This window comes from Chitinophaga sancti, from assembly GCF_034424315.1.
GTDB lineage: Bacteria > Bacteroidota > Bacteroidia > Chitinophagales > Chitinophagaceae > Chitinophaga > Chitinophaga sancti.
In genome coordinates, this window is sequence record NZ_CP139972.1 from 3,896,202 (window position 1) to 3,917,107 (window position 20,906).

Annotated in this window: 19 protein-coding genes; 10 read left to right on the plus strand and 9 right to left on the minus strand. The window is 44.9% G+C overall.

Going from position 1 to position 20,906, the window contains the following annotated elements; all coding sequences use genetic code 11:
* Positions 1–135: 135 nt before the first annotated feature.
* The 4 genes from recG to tgt form a co-directional block, all read right to left on the minus strand.
* The gene (gene recG / locus U0033_RS14935; RefSeq protein ID WP_072362743.1) at positions 136–2,253 is read right to left on the minus strand and encodes an ATP-dependent DNA helicase RecG; all 2,118 of its coding nucleotides are present in this window, start codon (positions 2,251–2,253) and stop codon (positions 136–138) included.
* Positions 2,254–2,453: 200 nt separating this feature from the next.
* Entirely contained in the window at positions 2,454–3,773 is a 1,320-nt protein-coding gene (locus U0033_RS14940; RefSeq protein WP_072362704.1) for a citrate (Si)-synthase, eukaryotic, read from the minus strand.
* A gap of 196 nt (positions 3,774–3,969) precedes the next feature.
* Positions 3,970–5,052, minus strand: coding sequence for an LptF/LptG family permease (locus tag U0033_RS14945; protein WP_072362705.1), 1,083 nt, complete (start codon positions 5,050–5,052; stop codon positions 3,970–3,972).
* 21 nt (positions 5,053–5,073) lie between these two features.
* Positions 5,074–6,204, minus strand: a complete 1,131-nt coding sequence (gene tgt, locus U0033_RS14950) for a tRNA guanosine(34) transglycosylase Tgt (protein WP_072362706.1) — start codon at positions 6,202–6,204, stop codon at positions 5,074–5,076.
* Between the two features lie 152 nt (positions 6,205–6,356).
* Between tgt and U0033_RS14955 the strand changes: the two genes are divergently transcribed.
* From U0033_RS14955 to U0033_RS14985, 7 genes are all read left to right on the plus strand, one after another.
* Entirely contained in the window at positions 6,357–7,490 is a 1,134-nt protein-coding gene (locus U0033_RS14955) for a glycosyltransferase (protein ID WP_072362707.1), read from the plus strand.
* 36 nt (positions 7,491–7,526) lie between these two features.
* The gene (locus tag U0033_RS14960) at positions 7,527–8,174 is read left to right on the plus strand and encodes a putative polyvalent protein kinase domain-containing protein (RefSeq protein WP_072362708.1); all 648 of its coding nucleotides are present in this window, start codon (positions 7,527–7,529) and stop codon (positions 8,172–8,174) included.
* Positions 8,175–8,196: 22 nt separating this feature from the next.
* Positions 8,197–8,820, plus strand: a complete 624-nt coding sequence (gene rsmG / locus U0033_RS14965) for a 16S rRNA (guanine(527)-N(7))-methyltransferase RsmG (protein ID WP_072362709.1) — start codon at positions 8,197–8,199, stop codon at positions 8,818–8,820.
* Between the two features lie 144 nt (positions 8,821–8,964).
* Entirely contained in the window at positions 8,965–9,513 is a 549-nt protein-coding gene (locus tag U0033_RS14970; RefSeq protein ID WP_072362710.1) for an RNA polymerase sigma factor, read from the plus strand.
* A 64-nt stretch (positions 9,514–9,577) separates the two neighbouring features.
* The gene (locus tag U0033_RS14975) at positions 9,578–9,943 is read left to right on the plus strand and encodes a hypothetical protein (RefSeq protein WP_326980871.1); all 366 of its coding nucleotides are present in this window, start codon (positions 9,578–9,580) and stop codon (positions 9,941–9,943) included.
* 49 nt (positions 9,944–9,992) lie between these two features.
* Positions 9,993–10,202 carry a hypothetical protein gene (locus U0033_RS14980; RefSeq protein ID WP_072362712.1) on the plus strand — a complete coding sequence of 70 codons (210 nt, stop codon included), beginning with the start codon at positions 9,993–9,995 and terminating at the stop codon, positions 10,200–10,202.
* Between the two features lie 89 nt (positions 10,203–10,291).
* Positions 10,292–11,266: a hypothetical protein gene (locus U0033_RS14985; protein WP_072362713.1), complete on the plus strand. Its 975-nt coding sequence runs from the start codon at positions 10,292–10,294 to the stop codon at positions 11,264–11,266.
* Positions 11,267–11,414: 148 nt separating this feature from the next.
* Here U0033_RS14985 and U0033_RS14990 read toward each other — a convergent pair whose 3' ends face one another.
* From U0033_RS14990 to U0033_RS15010, 5 genes are all read right to left on the minus strand, one after another.
* A complete protein-coding gene (locus tag U0033_RS14990; RefSeq protein ID WP_072362714.1) occupies positions 11,415–13,295 on the minus strand; it encodes a M1 family metallopeptidase in 1,881 nt (626 codons plus the stop codon).
* Positions 13,296–13,455: 160 nt separating this feature from the next.
* On the minus strand, positions 13,456–14,154 hold the full coding sequence (gene rsmI / locus U0033_RS14995) for a 16S rRNA (cytidine(1402)-2'-O)-methyltransferase (RefSeq protein WP_072362715.1): 699 nt from the start codon (positions 14,152–14,154) through the stop codon (positions 13,456–13,458).
* A 128-nt stretch (positions 14,155–14,282) separates the two neighbouring features.
* The gene (purS, locus tag U0033_RS15000; RefSeq protein ID WP_072362716.1) at positions 14,283–14,528 is read right to left on the minus strand and encodes a phosphoribosylformylglycinamidine synthase subunit PurS; all 246 of its coding nucleotides are present in this window, start codon (positions 14,526–14,528) and stop codon (positions 14,283–14,285) included.
* Between the two features lie 147 nt (positions 14,529–14,675).
* Entirely contained in the window at positions 14,676–15,443 is a 768-nt protein-coding gene (locus U0033_RS15005) for a CDP-alcohol phosphatidyltransferase family protein (RefSeq protein WP_072362744.1), read from the minus strand.
* Positions 15,444–15,597: 154 nt separating this feature from the next.
* Entirely contained in the window at positions 15,598–16,890 is a 1,293-nt protein-coding gene (locus tag U0033_RS15010; RefSeq protein ID WP_072362717.1) for an aminopeptidase P N-terminal domain-containing protein, read from the minus strand.
* Between the two features lie 281 nt (positions 16,891–17,171).
* Here U0033_RS15010 and pckA point away from each other — a divergent pair, with 281 nt between their 5' ends.
* The 3 genes from pckA to U0033_RS15025 all read left to right on the plus strand — a co-directional run bounded on the left by pckA (position 17,172) and on the right by U0033_RS15025 (position 20,768).
* On the plus strand, positions 17,172–18,773 hold the full coding sequence (gene pckA, locus U0033_RS15015; RefSeq protein WP_072362718.1) for a phosphoenolpyruvate carboxykinase (ATP): 1,602 nt from the start codon (positions 17,172–17,174) through the stop codon (positions 18,771–18,773).
* Between the two features lie 306 nt (positions 18,774–19,079).
* A complete protein-coding gene (gene folD / locus U0033_RS15020; protein ID WP_072362719.1) occupies positions 19,080–19,967 on the plus strand; it encodes a bifunctional methylenetetrahydrofolate dehydrogenase/methenyltetrahydrofolate cyclohydrolase FolD in 888 nt (295 codons plus the stop codon).
* A 174-nt stretch (positions 19,968–20,141) separates the two neighbouring features.
* The gene (locus U0033_RS15025; RefSeq protein ID WP_072362720.1) at positions 20,142–20,768 is read left to right on the plus strand and encodes a 7-carboxy-7-deazaguanine synthase QueE; all 627 of its coding nucleotides are present in this window, start codon (positions 20,142–20,144) and stop codon (positions 20,766–20,768) included.
* The last annotated feature ends 138 nt before the right edge of the window (positions 20,769–20,906 follow it).

Genomic DNA, 20,906 nt, shown 5'->3' on the forward strand with positions numbered 1-20,906 from the left:
TAAATCCCGGGGGAGTTTAAGTTGAACCTTCTTTTATACTAATAAACCGGGGCGCATTTCATAGATAAACGTAAAACCCCCGTAAGAAATTTTGCAGCACAGGTTATTTTCTGACAATGGACGCCGGGTAAGGGTTTATGAAATTTTGCTCCACTGTGATTTACCCTGCTGCACGGCCAGATATCGCTGTAAAGGCTGATTTTCAGGCAATGAGAGATCCGGATCTTCATTTAAAATTTTCTCTGCGCTGGCCCGGGCAGCTTCGAGGATGGCTTTGTCCGCTACGATGTCAGCCAGTTTTAAGTCCAATATTCCGCTTTGGCGGGTGCCTTCTATATCACCCGGTCCTCTCAGTTCCATATCTTTCTCTGAGATGATGAACCCATCGTTGGTTTGCACCATTACATTGATGCGTTCTTTGGAGTCTGCCCCCAGTTTGTTCCCCGTCATGAGGATACAGTAAGATTGCTCTGCGCCTCTCCCCACGCGGCCTCTCAGCTGGTGAAGCTGGGAAAGGCCAAATCGTTCGGTACTTTCTATCACCATCACGGAGGCATTGGGTACGTTCACCCCTACTTCTATCACGGTGGTAGCCACCATGATCTGGGTATCGCCTGTTACGAAACGGTGCATGTTGGCTTCTTTCATATCCACCGCCTGCTTGCCGTGTACCATGCTGATATAGTACTTCGGCTCGGGGAAGAAAGCTTTCACTTCCTCATACCCTTTCATGAGATTCTCATAATCAAGGGTTTCGGACTCTTCGATCAATGGGTAGACAATGTACGCCTGGCGGCCCTTTTTGATTTCATCCCTGATGAAATTCATCACGGAGGGCCGCTGCCATTCTGTACGGTGTACTGTGGTGATAGGCTTACGACCGGGAGGTAGCTCATCGATAACCGACACATCCAGGTCTCCGTAAACGGTCATTGCCAAAGTACGGGGAATGGGTGTTGCTGTCATGACAAGGATGTGTGGAGGCATCGTATTTTTTTGCCATAGCCTTGCACGCTGTGCAACCCCAAACCGATGTTGCTCATCTACAATGGCAAGGCCCAGGTTGCGGAAGACCACCTGGTTTTCCAGCAGGGCATGGGTGCCAATGAGGATGTGTATTTTTCCTTCTTCTGTATCTTTTAATATTTGCTTACGGGCTTTGCCTTTTACATTGCCTGTGAGCAGGGCGACCCGGAGGTCCATTTTTTCCAGGAATTCAGTAATGCCTTTATAGTGTTGCTGCGACAGGATTTCTGTAGGAGCCATAAGGCAGGCCTGAAATCCATTGTCGATAGCAAGGAGCATGGTGAGCAGGGCGACCATGGTTTTGCCACTCCCTACATCTCCCTGTATCAGGCGATTCATTTGACGACCGGTCGCGGTGTCCTGCCTGATTTCTTTCAATACTCTTTTCTGTGCGCCGGTAAGGGCGAAAGGCAGGTGTTCGTTGTAAAATGTATTAAACGTATCACCTACACTTGTGAACAAAAATCCGTGCGAAGCGGCTTGCCGCCTGATCTTGAGCCTGCAGATGCGGATCTGGGCGAGGAACAGTTCTTCGAATTTCAGTCTTCTCCTTGCTTGTGCAGCATCTTCTTCGCTGGCAGGGAAATGAATTTTGAAAAAGGATCTTGCCCTGTCCATCAACCGGTATTGCTGCATAACCGGGAGTGGGATATTTTCCGGGATTTCCTGCGGGGATAATTGTTCAAGCAGATTTTTAGTGAGCTTGCCAATAGCCTTTGCAGTTAATCCTCTTGCTTTCAATTTTTCGGTGGTGGAATAGACTGGTTCCAGGGTTGTTTTGCCGGAAGCAGTTTCTTCTGTGACCAGGTCCATTTCCGGGTGAGACATTTGCAGGTAACCATTGAATACGGAGAGGCGACCGAATACTAGGTAGACTGCGTGTTGCTGGAGGGATTTTTCCACCCACTGGTGTCCCTGAAACCAAACGAGCGGTATTTCGCCAGTGTCATCACGGAGGGTGGCTACGAGGCGTTTTGCACGTTTTTCTCCCACGGTTTCTATCCTGGTAATGCGGCCTTTGATCTGCACGAAATCCATTTGCGCATGGAGGCTGATGATTTTCTCCACCTTGGTACGGTCTACGTAGCGGAAGGGAAAATAGTTCATCAGGTCTTTGAAAGTGTGGATGCTGACTTCCTTGCGCAGGAGTTCTCCCCGTTGAGGGCCGACGCCTTTCAGGTATTCTATTGGATTGGATAATATGGCAGTTCTAGTGGAAGATTCCATGATTTTGTGAAATACAAAAATAGCGGAAGTGGCGGGGATAGAAAAGCCATTTATACAATTGCCGAAAAACTTGCATTCGCCTTCGGCAAATGCAAGTTTTTCCGGGGGCCAGCCTGCATGCAAAGAGCTGAAATTAAAAAAGCGAACTAATTGAAGTTTTACCTCCATTAGTTCGCTCACTAAAAACTTATATACTTAAATTACTCTGCTTCTACTTTTCCTTCTACAAACTGTCTCATCCACTGAGTAGTTACACTCTTTGGTCTTTCCAGAGAGAAGCCAAGTGCACGATCCCAGCAAAGCGAGGCTAAAACTCCCAATGCGCGGCTTACACCAAACAATACTGTATAGAACTCGTACTCTACCAAACCATAATGTACTAACAGTGCACCGGAATGTGCATCTACGTTAGGCCATGGATTCTTTACCTTACCCAGGTTTTCCAGGATTGGTGGTACAGTTTCATAAATATTCCAAACGGTATTTACCAGTTCATCATCTGGCAGGTGTGTTCTTGCAAACTCCATTTGCGCAGTGAAGCGAGGATCAGTTTTACGCAGTACTGCGTGACCATAACCCGGTACTACTTTACCTTCTGAGAGGGTCTTGCGTACATACTCTTCAATCTGTTGTTTACTAGGTACTTTTGTATCCAGTTCCTCACGCATATTCATGATCCACTTGATCACTTCCTGGTTAGCCAGACCATGCAGGGGACCAGCCAGACCATTCATACCAGCAGCAAAAGATAAAAACGCATCGCTCAGCGCAGAACCTACCAGGTGAGTGGTATGTGCACTTACGTTACCACCTTCGTGGTCAGCGTGAATGACCATGTACAAACGCATCAGCTCCTTGAAGCCTTCATCTTCATAACCCAGCATGTGAGCGAAGTTGCCCGCCCAGTCCAGCAGACCATTTGGATGAATATGTACGTTATTTTTGTATTTACGACGGTATATATAAGCAGCGATACGTGGCAGACGAGCAATGAGGTCCATTGAATCGTCATACATATAGCTCCAGTAATCTTTTTTATTGATACCCTCTGCATAAGCTTTCGCAAATGAAGATTCAGTTTGCAATGCCATCACCCCCACAGTGAACATGGTCATTGGGTGAGCGCTTACCGGCAGTGCATCGATCGCAGCAAATACATGGTTTGGCACATGCGAACGGCGTGCAAACTGGCTGGATAAATGTTGTACATCTGGTTCGGATGGCAACTCTCCTATTAACATCAAATAAAACAGTCCCTCCGGCAATGGTTCCGCTCCACCTTTCACTTTAGGCAAATTATCACGCAGTTCCGGAATGCTGTAACCCCGGAAACGGATACCTTCATTCGCATCCAGCAACGATGTTTCTGTAACTATACCAGTGATGCCGCGCATACCCTGGTATACCTGTGCAAGTGTTACATCCTCAATCTTTCTGGTTCCGTGGTTTTTAACAAGGTCTTTAATTTCAACGTTCAGCTCATCGGCCTTGACCTTAAATTTTTCTTTTATATGACCCATTTTAAACTGTTAATTGGTAATGATAACAAAAAGACGATCAATTGTCAAAAGTAATGATTTGTTAATGAACTTAACATTAATATGATCAGCCCTGTCAGGGCGATAATTTATGCGCTAAAATGTAATCTACTGGCTATCAAAATACTAATAAGTATAGAATCCTAAATTCACTAAATATTAAAGAAATGTGAATTTTTTACTTGGGGGCTCTCATATACAGGTAGAATCCGAGGCCTCCAAATACGAAATTGGGGATCCATACTGCCAGCAGGGGGTTCAGGTTCGCCTTGATGGAAAATACGGTGGAGAACTGCAACATGATGATGTAAGTCGCACTGATGACGATACCTACTGCCAGGTGCAATCCACTACCACCACGAACCTTTTTGGATGCAATAATCCCGCCGATCAGGGAGAGGATTACTACTGCTGCGGATGATGCGGTACGACGATACTTTTCCACATAAAAAACGTTCAATCCTTCAGCGCCCCGCAGGTTTTCCCTGTCAATGTACCGGGTCAGTTCCGGGGTGGTCATCGCTTCCTGCATGTTCCTTTCCTCATGCATTTCGGCGGGGTTCAGGGCCAGTTTCAACGTGGTATCCCTGGTTTTGAACCAGGTTTCATGCAGGCCGTTAATTTTACGAATCGTTACAAGGTTGAGTTTCCACTCTTTTTTTACAGAATCCCATTCAATTCGTTCTGATCTGAGTTTCATACGCATATCCTGCCCATGAATGTCTTCCAGTTCGAAATTGCCTCCACTTTTGTAGTTAGGGTCATAAGATCCGAAAGTTACATAAGTGAAGCTATCAATACGCATACTTTTATCGTACATGCTTTCTGAAGCCTCTTTTTTGTTCACGTACGTGTTTTCAAACTTTGTACGGATCTTATTCGCAATAGGCACGGTCCAGAAGTTACCCAGCCAGAGAATGCCTCCGAACAGGATAGCACCCATCCAATAAGGGCGGAGAAAACGCCTGAAACTCACACCTGCACTCAGAATGGCTACGATCTCTGTACGATACGCCATCTTTGACGTGAAGAAAATTACGGAAATAAATATAAAAAGTGGAAATAAGAGTGCGGCAATGTGCGGAATAAACCCAAAATAGTAGTCTACAATGATCCTGTAAACAGATAAGTTACTGTTCATGAAGTCGTCCACCTTTTCCGTAATATCTATCACGACAGATATTACGAGCAGGATAGTGAGGGAATAAATGAAGGTACCTATGAACTTACGTAGTATATACCAATCTATTTTAGTAATCATATGGCGGCAAAATAATAAATTCTAAAGTCTTTGTTTCAGCTGCGGCACCATCCTGGTCTTCCACTGGGCATAATTTCCTGTTAAAATTTGTTTCCGGGCTTCTTTCACCAGTTCCAGGTAGAAGGCCAGGTTATGAATGCTGGCCAGGGTCATACCCAGGATCTCTCCGGCTACGAACAGGTGGCGGAGATAGGCTTTGCTATATTGGCTGGAAGCGAAGCAGGGGCTATTTTCGTCGATTGGCGAAAAGTCGTCTGCCCACTTTTTATTCTTGATATTGATGACACCGTTCCAGGTGAAGAGCATGCCATTACGACCATTGCGGGTAGGCATGACACAATCGAACATATCGACCCCTAATGCGATGTTTTCCAGGATGTTCCATGGAGTACCCACCCCCATGAGGTAGCGGGGTTTCTCTTTTGGCAGGATGTCGCATACCAGGCCACACATTTCGTACATGTCTGCTTCGGGTTCGCCTACACTGAGCCCCCCAATCGCGTTGCCGGCACAATCACGGGCAGCGATTTCGGTCGCTGAAATGGTACGGAGGTCTTTGTAAGTACTCCCCTGCACAATAGGGAACAGCGTTTGCTCATGTCCATAAACAGGCTGTGTTTCCTTCAGGCGGGCAATGCAGCGATCCAGCCAGCGATGGGTCAGTTCCATGGACTTTTTCGCATAGCGGTATTCGGATGGATAAGGAGGGCATTCATCGAAGGCCATGATGATATCGGCACCGATTGTACGCTGGATGTCCATTACATTTTCAGGGGTGAAAAGGTGACGGGATCCATCGATATGACTTTGAAAAAGGCAACCTTCTTCTTTTATCTTTCTGTTGGCGGCAAGGGAAAATACCTGGTAACCACCACTATCTGTGAGGATTGGACGATCCCAGCCGTTGAATTTGTGGAGGCCACCGGCTCTTGAGAGGATGTCCATACCTGGACGCAGGTAGAGGTGATAGGTGTTGCCAAGGATGATTTGTGCCTGGACATCATTTTTAATCTGCTCCTGGGTCAGGGCCTTAACACTGCCTACGGTGCCTACGGGCATAAAAATAGGCGTTTCAATTACCCCGTGACCGGTGGTAATAACGCCGGCACGGGCTTTACTTTCACTATCAGTTGTTGTCAGTTCAAATATCATCTGGCAATTTTCAGGGGGCAAAAATAAGCTAACTTCCTTTCATTAGCGTTTTTTAGGGGAGAAAGCGTAGAAACCCTGTTCCCCACTCCCTGAAAAATCTTTTTTTCCACAGCACTATACAGATAATCGAAATCATATATATTTGCTACGCTATGTTGTATAACTTAGGCTTAATAGCCTTCTACAGTTTTGCTACCGTTGCAGGGATACAGATCCTCTATTACCTGATCGTCTTTTCCAGGGTAGCTTTTTATCGCCGTACCTTCGACGTTGATGCAGAGCCGGAATCTCAGTTCTCTGTTATAATATGTGCCAAGGATGAAGAGCTGAACCTTCAGAAAAACCTGCCTTCCGTACTATTACAGCGATTTCATGATAAAAAAAATCCATCTTATGAAGTCATTGTTGTGAATGACAATTCAGAAGATGATACAAAATATTACCTCCGTTCTATCGAAGCTGGTTATCCACATTATCGTCATATTGAGATTAAACAACCTGCCAAGTTTATTCCTGGTAAGAAGTTTCCGCTTTCTATGGGGATCAGGTCCGCAAAGTTTGAGAATATTTTGCTGACGGATGCGGATTGTAAACCGGGTAGTACTTACTGGTTAGCGCTGATGAGCCAGGGATTTACAGATGGGAAGGAGATTGTGCTGGGGTATAGTCCTTATGTGAAGAAGCCAGGATTGTTGAATAAAGTGATCCGGTATGAGACTTATTTTAGTGCCCTGCAGTACCTGGGTTTTGCGCTGAGTGGGGTTACTTATATGGGTGTGGGCAGGAACCTGGCGTATAAGCGGGAGTTGTTTAGCAGGCAGAAAGGGTTTACCGCGCACCATCATATTGCTTCCGGGGATGATGATTTGTTTGTGAATGCGGCGGCGAACAGGCATAATGTGGGGGTGGTGATTAATAAACAGGCGTTTACGTATTCCGAGCCGAAGACTTCGTGGAAAAAATGGTTTCATCAGAAGACGAGGCATATGAGTACGGGGAAGCATTACAGGTTTAGTCATAAGTTTTTGCTGGGGCTGTTTAGTTTGACGCATTTCCTGTTTTATCCGCTGTTTATAGCGAGTATTTTTTATCAGCCGATGATGGTGTATGTGTTATCGATATTTGGGGGGAAGATGTTGTTGCAGAGTGTGATTACCTTTATGGCGATGAAGAAGCTGGATGAGGGGGATTTGTTTAAGTTTAGCTGGTTTATGGATGCGTTTATGTGTTTATATTATGTGATATTGACACCTGCATTGCTGTTTAAGTCGAAGAACAGGTGGTAATAGCAAAGGCCGGATATTTTTAGTAATTTTGCATAAATGTTTAGTAATGATACCCGTACAAAACTTGAACATATCGTTAGAGGAGCTATCCTTGAAGGGGAAAACGATCATTGCACAGCAGTCCGAAATTACTTATGCGCAGGCTTTAGCACAAGTAAAACAGTTAAAAGAGATTTCGAACGTAACGCAATCATCAAAAAAGAGCAGGCCGAACATCTAAATCAATATGCTGCCAGCAATAATCTATGGGTGAGCGGTCTGCTGGATAAAGACCTTTACCTGACCAGAGGTGGAGAAGCAGAAGTTTATTTTGGCAAAGACAGTTTAAATGTCTTAAAAGTGAATGACGCTATTTATTATGCTACCTGGCTCGAATTTTTTAATAGTGTTTCCATCCACAACCTCCTGTTCCCCAATACAGCTTACATTTTCCTTGGATTTACCGAATCTGATGGCATTTTAAAAGCCGTTATGCAACAACCGTTTATCATAGCTGATGATCAGGTTGATTTAAATGACGTAAAGCAACTGCTTGCGTTTAACGGTTTTGAAAACATTAAGCGAAACGATTATAAGAATAGCGCACTCGGCATTCTTTTAGAGGATATCCACGATGAAAACGTTATCTCCAACAAAGGTGTTTTATTTTTTATAGACACCGTTTTTTATACAATTTCAGAATAGCATCCTACCTTTGCACCCACATATGGACATCATTCAAAAATACTTTGGGGACTTCACCCCCACCCAGGTCGACCAATTCTCCGCACTGTTCGAACTCTATAAAGAATGGAACGAGAAAATCAACGTCATTTCCCGTAAAGACATCGATGCCTTATATGAAAAGCACGTCCTCCACTCCCTGGCCGTTGCTGCCGTAGCTGAGTTCCCGGATGGTTACGAAGTAATCGACCTCGGTACCGGTGGCGGATTCCCCGGTATTCCGCTGGCCATCTTTTTCCCGGAAGTGAAGTTCCACCTGGTAGATGCGATCGGTAAAAAGATCAAAGTAGTACAGGGTGTAGCCGAAGCACTTGAATTAAAGAATGTCAGCACCGCTCACTCCAGGGCCGAAGATATTAAAGATAGAAAGTTTGATGTGATCGTATCCCGTGCCGTAGCCCCCCTCAAAGACCTCTGGCGCTGGGGAAAACCATTACTGAAAAAAGCCCCCGCTCACCTGCAGCAACCCGGCCTCATCTGCCTGAAAGGCGGAGACCTGGCACTGGAGGTACAGGAAAGCGGCCTCAGACCTCGCCTGACCCCTGTTTACCAGTTATTCCCTGAGGAGTTTTTCAGGGAGAAATATGTAGTCGTGGTAAATAAGTAAAATAATTCCTCTCTTAAATTATTGATTTTCATTATTTATAGGTTAAATTCAAAAAAACTTTCCTGAACTTTAAAATATCCTGCATTTTCCTTCGTCTCCAATACTAAGATGAAAGATTTGCTCCTAACAAAAACGCCTCTAGCTATGGCTGCTGAACAAAATGAGCGCATACAGGAAACGGTGCGTAAGGAGCGGCAACGTCTACTCCATTTCATCCGTAAAAGGGTGAATAATGTGGCGGATGCAGAAGATATTTTACAGGACGTTTTGTATCAGTTTACGGAATATTCCCGGCTGGGTAGTCAGATCGATTCTATTACCGCCTGGTTATTCACTGTAACCCGCAATAAAATTACCGACTGGTTCCGCAAGAAACGGGAGACTACCTTCAGCGATCATACACAGGAAATAGATGGAGAAGAGACTTTGTTCCTATCCGAACTGATAGCCGATCAGGACGCAAAAAGCGACGCACCACTTACACGCAAAGTTTTAGCAGAAGCCATTATGGAAGCCATAGACGAGCTGCCGGAAGAACAGCGCTATGCATTTATTCAACATGAACTGGAAGGGAAATCCTTCAAGGAACTGTCTGCAGAAACCGGCATCCCTGTGAATACCCTATTGTCGAGAAAACGCTACGCTGTACTGCATCTTCGCGAACGGCTGGCACAATTGTATGAAGAATTGTAAAACACATTATATGTTTAAGAGAGGAAGAAAGCCAAAGGCTTTACATATTTTAAAATTCATTGTCATGGGTGCGGTTTTTATTACCGCCCTGGGCTTCGGTATTCGTGAGCTGTGGAATTGCCTGGTACCTGAATTATTTCATGGCCCCGTGATCACTTTCTGGCAGGGTTTAGGCCTTTGCCTGTTGGGTAAGATGCTGTTTGGATGGCATGGTGGACCTGGCCGGGGTTTCGGAAGAAACAGGAGGGCCTGGGATGAAAAGCTGAAAGAACGCTATGCGAATATGTCACCGGAAGAAAGAGAGAAAATGAAAGAAGGATTGAAGAACTGGTGCCGTCCAAATAACCGCTTTAGCCGTTGGTATGATGATATCGATGCACATCAGCCTAAAGCAGAAGAAACAAAACCGGATTCAGGAACCAATATATAAACCAGCCATGCTCTCCTTTGCCATTCAACCATCAATAACTTTTAATGCTATGATTGGAATTTTCAAAACTAATATAGCAACACCGGAAGAGAGAACAAATATACTCCATGCGATCCGGAATAATTATGAAGTAGGTCAGTGTCATGTGGACCTGGAGGATTGTGATAAGGTATTGAGGATTGTGAATATGAGTGTGGAGGAGGATGAAATGATCAGGTTTGTGAAACAACAGGGGTTCAATTGTGAGATTTTAGATTAGCGATTACGATACGGATGATAATCATTAAAAGGGATGTGCGTTAGTACATCCTTTTTGCTTAATATTAGGTTGTTAATCTAAAGAAAAACATGAAACATTTATCCTTATTCCTATTCTGCGTGGGCTTTGCGTCTGTTACCCATGCCCAAACCCAAACCCAAACCCTGCAAAGCGTTACCCAGTCACTAGATGGCAACTCCACTGATCAAAACATCTGGGTTGGTACAAAGGTAGTATCCGGCGTCACAGCAAATGCATTAAACGTAGGTGGCAGAATTAAATTTTTAGGTACGCTGAATGCCTTCAACACGGGTACCGATGCTACCGAACCTACTATTTACAGAAGCTATACCGGTGGTTCCTATCCGTTTACCGCTGCTAATAACCTGGTGCTGCAGGCAGGACTTTCAGGTGGACACATTGTATTTGCAACCGGCAATGCACCTTTGCCTGTGATGATGATCAATAACGTAGGTAATGTAGAAATAGGGGGTGGCTCTAATCCTACTGCGAGATTGCAGGTGGATGGTAATCTTGCGATAGGTGGAAGTGGATATTCCTTCGGGATTTCTATGAATGACAAGTTTACCTATTCAGGAATATCACAACTGCATTATGGTATGCAATGGGTAAAAGACCCTGATCTGGTAGGTGGTTTTACAATGTACCAGAGCGGCTATATGGGTATAAAATTCTTCACTCAGGGCTTACCACGTTTAACCGTTGGGTTTAATGGAAATGTGGGAATTGGTACGACTAATCCACAATCTGAACTGTCTGTAAATGGAACGGTGACATCAAAGAAAGTGAAAGTAACAGCGACAGGATGGGCAGATTTTGTGTTTGCACCGGAGTATCAGTTACCTTCATTGAAAGAGGTCGAAGCGTTTATTAAGGAGCACAGGCATTTGCCGGATGTGCCGGATGCGGAAAAGGTGGAGAAAGACGGGCAGGATCTGGGAGAAATGAATAAGATATTGTTGCAAAAGGTAGAAGAGTTGACCTTGCATTTGATAGCGCAGCAGAAGGAGATAGAAGAATTGAAAGCGGCGATAAAAAAATAACAAAAACGGGGTTGTCCTGAAAGTAAAATGAAGGCCCTGAAAATCGCTTAAAAAAATTTGCTCCATCATGAACCCGAATAAAAGGGGGCTGTCCCGAAGTGGTGAGACAGCCCCCTTTTATTGAGCAGTTTTGCCCTGCGGGCGGTTCTTAAAATTTGAGTATATTGTTGCTACGGTTGATATCAGCCATGCGAAGACCCGGATCAATTACAATTTCCCCCAATTCATTCAATGGCGTATCAATCACCACATCATATGTAGGACTTGTCCATCTCCACGCCTCATGCACGGTACGCATGATATTCCCATTCTCATTGGGCTTGCTACCATACATCAGTGACAGCGGCACATAGTGCATTGTTTGCTTACCCGCCTTTGTTGTTACCAACAAATCAACCGGCATCGGGAAGTCATCTATCCTGCGCAAACGAATCACTGTTTTGTTATTATCATTTGTGTATACAGTATCAATTCCATAATCAATATGCTTTACTGAATACAGCAAATACTGCTTGTACCAATCCAGCGCAATCCCACTTTCCTTCTCCATTTCACGAATGAAATCATTTGGATTCGGATGTTTGAAACGCCAGTCAGCATAATAACGGAGCAATCCTTTATCCCTGTTTTCAGTTCCAATTACATAACCTAACTGCTCCAGGAATACCGCACCTTTATTGTACGCTGTTTGTGTATAGCCATAGTTCGTTTTAAAATGATCCGCATGTGTGCTCATGGGCTCTTCATAACCGCTTTTTACAAGATTGAAATAGCCATTGTAAGAACTTTCCTGTGCAAAGGCTTCCCTGGTAGAATCCAGTGTATGATACAATACATTATTCTCTGCAAATGTGGTGAAACCTTCATCCATCCATGGATACAGGCTTTCATTTGTACCCAGCATTCCCTGGTACCAGCTATGCATCCATTCATGCACACCTAATCCATACAAACCTTCCAGTTTACCATTGCCCATGATCAGGGTAGCCATTGGATATTCCATTCCACCATCGCCACCCTGGATAAAGCTAAAGCTCTTGTAAGGATAAGGGCCATAATGTGCTTTGATATACTCATATGCCCGCGGGATCATTTTTGCAAATGCAGGCCAGGTATCCTTTGTAATGTCATTTTCAATGTAGAAGAAGTGTGCCACGAAGCCATCTACCTGTTGGGTGATGTGCTTGTAGTCAGGATCTGCTGCCCATACAAAATCATGTACATTGTTGGCAATGAAATGCCAGTTCAGCTTCTCTCCTGCCGGACGAATAACTTTGGTACCCATCATTTCATATCCATAACCAATCTGGTTAGGATTCTGGAGATAACCGGTTGCTGCGATCACGAACTTTTTATCCATCGCAATCTTCACATCATAATCACCCCATACACCATAGAATTCACGGGCGATGTAAGGGGTAGCATGCCAGCCTTCGTAATCGTATTCACACATTTTAGGATACCACTGTGCCATGGAATAGTCTACCCCTTCTGAGTTATTACGGCCACTACGGCGGGTTTGCACGGGTACCTGTGCTTCGAATTCCATTTCGAAGGTAGTGGTGCTATGTGGAAGGATCGGCTTTTTCAGCGGCACTTCCAGGATGGTTTCCAGCATATTGAATGACTGGGGCACGCCATCACGCTTCAGTGAAAGTACGTGCTGGTAGCCTGTTTGCTCAGGTGTGAACTTAGAGATCTTATCTGCTACACGATAATCCCAATCCCTTCTTTCATTCCCTTTTGAATCACGGCCTATTACGATCTTACCCAGTTCACGGCTGCGTACATCCATCATGCTGCCTGGCTGAAACGCATTCCAGTAAAGATGATAGAACACCTTGTACAATGTATCCGGTGAGTTGTTGGTATATTCCAGTTTCTGTTTACCTGTAAAACGGTTAGTGGTTGCATCTACATTCACATCCATAACATATTTTACCCGTTGCTGCCAACGGTCAGGCTGTGCCTGCGCAGGAACGACACCTACTGCCAACAGGCACACCATCAGGCCTTTAACTACTGACATGTGCTTCATTTCCTAATACTATTTTGTTATATGACAAATGCGGTACTTAGCCCAGGTGAGGCTGCGTTGTAGGCCGCTTAATGTTTTCGGCTTAATTGTTACGTATTACGTTTACGCGGTGGAGATACTGCAAATCTCCTGCCTTAGTGAAGATACTGAGTTATTCTTCTTCTTCCTGCGATTTTTTCTTTCCAGCGGCTCCCTGCAGGATCAATACGATTTCCCCTTTCACTCCTTTCTCCTTGTAGTAATCATGGACTTCCTGCAAGGTTCCCCGCTTGTTTTCCTCGAACATCTTGGTCAGCTCGCGGCTTACGCAACATGGTCTGTCAGCACCGAAATAGCCGATCATGTCTTCGAGTGTTTTTACAAGGCGATGTGGAGATTCATAAAATACCAGGGTACGTTCGTCAGTTGACAGTTGCGTAAACAGTGTATGGCGGCCTTTCTTCAGTGGCAGGAAGCCTTCAAATGAGAACCTGGTCATAGGGATGCCGCTGTTGACCAAGGCCGGCACAAAGGCCGTAGCTCCCGGCAGGCATTCTACAGGTACACCGGCACGTACACATTCTCTTACCAGCAGAAAGCCAGGATCAGATACACCGGGCGTACCGGCATCGGTGATCAGGGCCATTGTTTTGCCGCCCTGTAACTGTTGTAACAGGTGCTGCAATACTTTGTGCTCATTGTGCTGATGATAAGGAGTGATCGGTTTGTTGATGTTGTAATGCTTTAACAGCACACCAGATGTGCGGGTGTCTTCCGCCAGCACCAGGTCTGCCTCTTCCAGTACTTTTACAGCGCGGTAAGTAATATCGGCAAGATTGCCTATCGGAGAAGGAACGAGATAAAGCTTCATAAAGATCGAATGGCGCATGTCGTACCGGCAACATCCACCGGCCGTGCATCTTTCCTGATTAAAACACGTAAGGCCGGATCTGGCTACTAAAATAAATTTAGTGGCATGAATTCAGCCTTATTAATTATTTATTGAATAGTTACTTCAAAAGATTCCATTACCTGGTTAGCCAGCAGTTTCTGACAAGCGTTCTCTGCCAGTGACTGTGCTTCTTCTTTTGTAGCAGCTTCTATCTGCAGGGTAATATGTTTTCCGATTCTTACATCATTGATCTGGGTAATGCCGAGGTTCTTTAAACCACTCATTACCGCTTTTCCCTGAGGATCCAGTAATTCTTTCAGTGGCATTACGTTGATATGTGCAGTAAAGGTCATTATTGCTGAAATTTTGACGCAAACCTAACACATAAATCGCAAAAAACAAGCTGGCATTGTTTAAAGAAGGCCCCGGATCGCTTTGTAAAAGGCGAAAAAAAAGGCTTTTACCGGTGGTAAAAACCTTTTTTTAATAACATATCTTATTTATTTAGCTATTGCAGCAGGGCGTGCCGCTGCTGACAGGACTACATATACCACAAATATAAAAGGCACTGTGGCAAACTTTAATACTGGTATAGCTAATATCGCTAATATCACGATTAAGAATCTGGGCCAGTTCTGTGCCGGATTGAAATTCTTGAATTTCATACTCAGCATCGGCATCTCTGCAACCATCAGGTAACACAGTATCGCGATCATGGTATACAGCACCCAAATATTCTGCAGGTAATGCGCCAGGTTATAAGGATTATACAGCATGATCAAGGGGAAAGATGCTACCAGTAGGCCTACGGCCGGGGTAGGTACACCAATGAAATTCTCTGACTGACGGGTGTCCAGGTTGAATTTAGCCAGGCGGAATGCCGCAAAACAAGGTACCAGCAAGGCTGGCGCCAGGTTGATATAAGATACATCAAATACATCCGGCATCTGCATATAAGCACTACGCAACAAGCGGAAGAAGATCATACCCGGTACTACGCCAAACGTCACCATATCGGCCAGCGAATCCAGCTCCCTTCCAAATGGAGAACCCAGTTTTAACAGGCGTGCCGCCATCCCATCCAGAAAATCGAATATCGCTGCTATCACTACCAGTGCAGATGCCCAGTAGATAGGCTCAGGATTCGTAACGGCATAGTCGTGTCCATTGAATTCAGCGATGTATTGTGGTGCATGCAGGATGTAAATGATTGCCAGCGCACCACAAAACAAATTACCAAGTGTAAGGATGTTAGGAAGTTGTTTCATTGTGATAGTCCATGAGCTTGTCCCGAAAGTCACCTGAAGGATCAGATGCAAAAATCTGATCTTTCAAATGGTAAATTCACTTTTGAGACAAGCCCGATGCTGTTATTTTTTGGTAAATCTAACGCTAATATTACGCAATAGCGTACACATTACCTTATTTTTTCATTAAAGCTTCAATTTCATCTGCTGTGATTGGAATATTCTTCATCAGGTCGATGTTACCTTTTGAAGTGATCCACACGTTATTCTCGATCCTCACACCCATTTTTTCTTCTTCAATGTAGATACCAGGTTCAATTGTCAATACGGCACCATCAGGAATTGGCTGCCAGAAAGACGGACCTAAATCATGTACGCCTACACCCAGGTGATGGCTGATGCCATGGTACAGATATTTGCGGTACGCCGGTGATTCAGGATCCTGGTTCTTAATATCTTCTTCTTTCAGGAGATTTATTTTTACGAAGACTTTACCTGCTTCCTCTCCCATCATTTCATGATACTTAGCAATGGTCAGTCCTGGTTTCAGGATGGATTTAGCATAGTTATGCAGGTGCAGACAGGCATCATATACTTCACGCTGACGTGGTGTGAACTTACCATTCACAGGCACGGTACGGGTCATATCAGCATTGTAACCACCATACACAGCCCCGAAATCCATCAATACCAGTTCACCATCTTTACACTCCTGGTTATTGGCTATGTAGTGCAGGGTGCGGGCACGGTCACCGCTGGCAATGATAGAAGTATATCCTTCACCGTCAGAACGGTTAGAGAGGAATTCGTGTACGATCTCTGCCTGGATCTGGTGTTCACCAACTCCGGGGCGGATAAATTGCAGCAAACGACGGAAAGCCTTTTCTGTAATATCCATCGCGGTTTGCATTACCTTGATTTCTTCAGGTGTCTTCACTGCACGCAGTTTCTTGAAGATGATTGCTGCTCTCAGGTAATTGTGCAGAGGATAACGGGCACGCATCTCTTCTGCATAGCGGTAATCTCTTACAGCAATGCGGCTGGATTTACGGTTATTTTCGTTTGAATTTAAATAGATATTGGTGGCTTCGTGAATCCATGGTTGTAACAATCCATCCAACACATCCAGCCAGATAACGGTACTGATACCCGATACGGCCAGAGCCTCGTCTTTGCGCAGTCGATGGCCATCCCATTTCTCTTTCAACTCATTTGGACGTACCAATACCAGTACTTCCCTGTACTTAGGATCCGGATTATCAGGGTATAAAATGAGCATTGTGTCTTCCTGCTCAACACCCGTCAGCCAGTACAGGTCATGGTTTTGCTCGAATCGATATAAAGCGTCTCCATTGCTGGGCAATTCATCATTTGAGTTAATGATGGCAATGGAATTGGGTTGCATCTCCGCAATAAAGCGCTGGCGATTTTTGATAAAAATCTGTGAATCCAGTGGCAAATTTTTCATAATTGATCCTATTGATTAAAACACGCGTCAAACCTACTGAAATTTTAGGAAGTAACCCTGAAGAGGTGAATATGCGTGTATAATGAAAGAGGATAAGCGTATTTAAGGCCCATAATTCCTTACCGTTTCCGATAAAACAGTCCCGGCCATTTTAGAATTTATCTAATTGAATATCCATTTAGCAACTATTTTTTCTAAATTTATGTTAACAGGGGGCTATTAATTTGATAATTTCAAAAAAAGGCGCAGCTTTGCTTTAAACACACCAAAACAATCTTACTATGCAAGTCAGCAGCGTAAGGAGCCCTGTTGCCATCCTATCAGCTATAGGAATAGTGCAAACAGCAGCTATCTATTACCAGACAGCACCTGCCGTGCTGGTGTCGCACACACTGGCACGGAAACAGGGAGCCCTCACAGCCAACGGAGCATTGTCCGTAAATACCGGGAAATTCACCGGCCGCTCTCCAAAAGATAAGTTCATCGTAAAGGATGCGCTTACTACTGCAACAGTGAACTGGAATGACTTTAACATTCCGATGTCAGCTGATCATTTCGATCGCCTGTACACAAAAATTACCGCATACTTTAAGGGAAAAGAAATCTGGGTACGTGACTGCGTAGCCTGCGCTGATCCTGCATACCGCATTGGGATCCAGGTGGTGACAGAAACGCCATGGGCAAATCTCTTTGCCTATAATATGTTCCTGCGCCCGGGTGCAGAAGAACTGGAAGACATGCATGCAGAATGGACTGTGATCCAGGCACCTGGATTCCTTGCAGATCCTGCTACTGACGGTACCCGCCAGGAAAATTTTGCAGCGATCAGTTTTGAACGTAAAGTGGTTTTGATTGGAGGTACCGCATATACCGGAGAAATTAAGAAAGGAGTTTTCACAATACTCAATTATATACTGCCACAAATGCACGGTGTATTGCCGATGCATTGCTCAGCCAACCAGGATGAGCATGGCGATACTGCGATCTTCTTCGGATTGAGTGGTACCGGGAAAACCACGCTCAGTGCAGACCCTGCACGCAAGCTGATAGGGGATGATGAGCATGGATGGTCCGCTGACCATATCTTCAATTTTGAAGGGGGGTGTTATGCAAAATGTATAGACCTGACTGAAGAAAAGGAGCCGCAGATATTCAGGGCAATCCGCGAAGGAGCCCTGCTGGAGAATGTCTCGTGCCATGAAGGCACGAATAATGTAGATTTTGCCAATAAGTGCATCACAGAAAATACGCGGGTTTCATATCCACTGGATTATATTGACAATGCGGTGATTCCTTCAGTAGGAAATATCCCTTCCAATATCTTCTTTCTTACCTGCGATGCATTCGGGGTATTGCCTCCTATTTCAAGGCTAACACCAGCACAGGCCATGTACCAGTTTATATCCGGCTATACAGCCAGGGTAGCGGGTACAGAGACCGGGGTCACAGAGCCGACCACCACATTCAGCACCTGCTTTGGGGCACCATTCCTGCCATTGCATCCTGTGCAATATGCACAATTGCTGGGGCAGAAACTGAAACAACAGGAAGTGGCTGTATGGCTGATTAACACTGGCTGGACGGGAGGTCCTTATGGTACAGGTCAGCGTATTTCGCTGAAATACACCCGGGCGATGGTCACAGCAGCACTGAAAGGTGAGTTGGACAGGATTGCGTATAAAGATTTCCCGCTCTTTGGTTTTGGTATTCCGGAAGATTGTCCGGGAGTACCTGCAGAGATACTGGATCCACGTAATACCTGGGCTGACAAAGCAGCTTTTGATAAGCAGGCAGCGGACCTCGCCAACAGATTTGTTCAAAACTTTAAAAAATACGGGGCGCAGGCCGATCCGGAAATATTATCCGCATCTCCGAAAATTTAATTATATTACGCCTCTTAGCCTGCCTTTAAAATTTCCACTATTATTTATCAAGTTCTGTTTAGAGCAAAACAAGTGACCTAAATTTGAAATTTTGAAGGCGGGGCACTTGTTTTGCGGAACTTGGGAGGAACTAACATCGGGATTAAACTATTCGTATATATATCAAACGCTTCGGCCAGCAGGCCGAAGCGTTTTTGCTTTTGGTCATATGATTCATTGGGCCGGTGGCTGGCTTTTAAAGCAAAAATGGTTCTCCCATCTAATTTAATCTTTAGTAAATCTTCCTAATTAAGCCTACCTTTGCGCATGCAAATTTTAGACGGTAAACTTGTATCAGCGGCTATCAAAGCCCAACTGGCAGAAAAGGTAACTGAACTGAAGGCTTTAGGTCAAAAAGTTCCTCACCTGGCTGCCATCCTGGTAGGCAACAACCCTGCCAGCGAAACATACGTTGCTTCAAAAGTTAAATCTTGCGCAGAGATTGGTTACAACTCTACCCTGCTTCGTTTCGATGAAAAAATCTCCGAAAAACATCTGCTGGACAATATCACCCTGCTGAATGAAAATGCAGATATTGACGGTATTCTTGTACAATTACCACTTCCCAAACATATCAACGAAGAAGTTGTAATCAATACCATCGATCCAAGCAAGGACGTAGACGGATTCCACCCGGTAAATGTTGGTAAAATGGTCAGCGGCCTGCCTACCTTCATCCCTGCTACTCCTTATGGTATCATGCTGATGCTGGAACACTACAATGTGCCAACCAAAGGCAAGCATGCTGTAGTGATTGGCCGTAGTCACATCGTAGGTACACCTGTCAGCATCCTGCTGAGCAGAAACAGCTATCCCGGCAACTGCACCGTTACCCTTACACACTCTCACACACCTAACCTGAAAGAACTTTGCCTGCAGGCAGATATCATCGTAGCAGCCATCGGTCGTCCGAACTTCGTGACTGCCGATATGGTGAAAGAAGGTGCCGTGATCGTGGATGTAGGGATCAACCGAATTGAAGATGCTTCCAAAAAATCCGGTTTCAGACTGGTAGGTGATGTGGATTTCAATGCGGTAGCAGAGAAATGTAGCTTTATCACACCGGTTCCGGGGGGCGTAGGCCCAATGACCATCGCAGCATTGCTGAAGAATACCTATCATGCGGCTGTAGGTCAGAAAGGGAACATGAATTAATTACGTTGTAGTTGAATTGATACCAGGAATTGCCATTGAGTTGCGCTCAAAGGCTTGCAGGATGGGCCTTCTTCTGAAGGACCAGGGATCAATGCAACGGAAAGAAATCAAACTATCACACAAGCTATTATATGGTACGCATAGTGCTAATGGCAATATGCGTACCTTTGTATTATGTCAACGACTGCCACATATCAACACGTACGTACCCTGCCTGTAATGGAACGCTTTTACACCATCCAGGGTGAAGGTAATTACCAGGGCTGTGCAGCTTATTTCATCCGCCTCGGTGGTTGTGATGTAGGCTGTCATTGGTGCGATGTGAAAGATAGCTGGGAGGCAGATCGTCATCCCCAGCTGGAATTGACAGATCTCGTGAGTGAAGCAGCCAGTTATCCTGGCCGTATTGCCGTAATCACTGGCGGTGAGCCATTAATGCACAACCTGGATGCGCTGACTGCAGACCTCCATGCAGCCGGTTTCCGCACACATATAGAAACTTCAGGATCCTCTCCTCTTTCCGGTAATTGGGACTGGATAACATTATCCCCCAAGAAATTCAAGGCACCCCTGCCTGAGATCTGTGCCCTTGCCAATGAACTGAAAGTGGTGATTTTTAATAAGAGTGATTTTGCCTGGGCAGAGAAATATGCTGCGCTTGCGGGCCCTCATTGTAAACTGTATATTCAGCCGGAATGGAACAAGGCTGCAGAAATGACACCATTGATCATTGATTATATCAAGGACCATCCGAAATGGCAGCTTTCTTTGCAGGTGCACAAGTATATTAATGTACCCTGATATTTCCAGGGTTCTCTTGTTTACATTATGGTCTCCTTCCCTTGTGAGTAATTTTAATACCCACTCCTTACTCAACTTACAAATATATTAATGTACCATAAGTACAGTTAGAAGACTTAAAGTTTTAAGTACAATCCT

Bases quoted from the DNA above. Each gene is read 5' to 3' on its own strand.
- recG (WP_072362743.1), bottom strand. From the start codon at position 2,253: ATGGAATCTTCCACTAGAACTGCCATATTATCCAATCCAATAGAATAC.
- U0033_RS14940 (WP_072362704.1), bottom strand. From the start codon at position 3,773: ATGGGTCATATAAAAGAAAAATTTAAGGTCAAGGCCGATGAGCTGAAC.
- U0033_RS14945 (WP_072362705.1), bottom strand. From the start codon at position 5,052: ATGATTACTAAAATAGATTGGTATATACTACGTAAGTTCATAGGTACC.
- tgt (WP_072362706.1), bottom strand. From the start codon at position 6,204: ATGATATTTGAACTGACAACAACTGATAGTGAAAGTAAAGCCCGTGCC.
- U0033_RS14955 (WP_072362707.1), top strand. From the start codon at position 6,357: ATGTTGTATAACTTAGGCTTAATAGCCTTCTACAGTTTTGCTACCGTT.
- U0033_RS14960 (WP_072362708.1), top strand. From the start codon at position 7,527: ATGTTTAGTAATGATACCCGTACAAAACTTGAACATATCGTTAGAGGA.
- rsmG (WP_072362709.1), top strand. From the start codon at position 8,197: ATGGACATCATTCAAAAATACTTTGGGGACTTCACCCCCACCCAGGTC.
- U0033_RS14970 (WP_072362710.1), top strand. From the start codon at position 8,965: ATGGCTGCTGAACAAAATGAGCGCATACAGGAAACGGTGCGTAAGGAG.
- U0033_RS14975 (WP_326980871.1), top strand. From the start codon at position 9,578: ATGGGTGCGGTTTTTATTACCGCCCTGGGCTTCGGTATTCGTGAGCTG.
- U0033_RS14980 (WP_072362712.1), top strand. From the start codon at position 9,993: ATGATTGGAATTTTCAAAACTAATATAGCAACACCGGAAGAGAGAACA.
- U0033_RS14985 (WP_072362713.1), top strand. From the start codon at position 10,292: ATGAAACATTTATCCTTATTCCTATTCTGCGTGGGCTTTGCGTCTGTT.
- U0033_RS14990 (WP_072362714.1), bottom strand. From the start codon at position 13,295: ATGTCAGTAGTTAAAGGCCTGATGGTGTGCCTGTTGGCAGTAGGTGTC.
- rsmI (WP_072362715.1), bottom strand. From the start codon at position 14,154: ATGAAGCTTTATCTCGTTCCTTCTCCGATAGGCAATCTTGCCGATATT.
- purS (WP_072362716.1), bottom strand. From the start codon at position 14,528: ATGACCTTTACTGCACATATCAACGTAATGCCACTGAAAGAATTACTG.
- U0033_RS15005 (WP_072362744.1), bottom strand. From the start codon at position 15,443: ATGAAACAACTTCCTAACATCCTTACACTTGGTAATTTGTTTTGTGGT.
- U0033_RS15010 (WP_072362717.1), bottom strand. From the start codon at position 16,890: ATGAAAAATTTGCCACTGGATTCACAGATTTTTATCAAAAATCGCCAG.
- pckA (WP_072362718.1), top strand. From the start codon at position 17,172: ATGCAAGTCAGCAGCGTAAGGAGCCCTGTTGCCATCCTATCAGCTATA.
- folD (WP_072362719.1), top strand. From the start codon at position 19,080: ATGCAAATTTTAGACGGTAAACTTGTATCAGCGGCTATCAAAGCCCAA.
- U0033_RS15025 (WP_072362720.1), top strand. From the start codon at position 20,142: ATGTCAACGACTGCCACATATCAACACGTACGTACCCTGCCTGTAATG.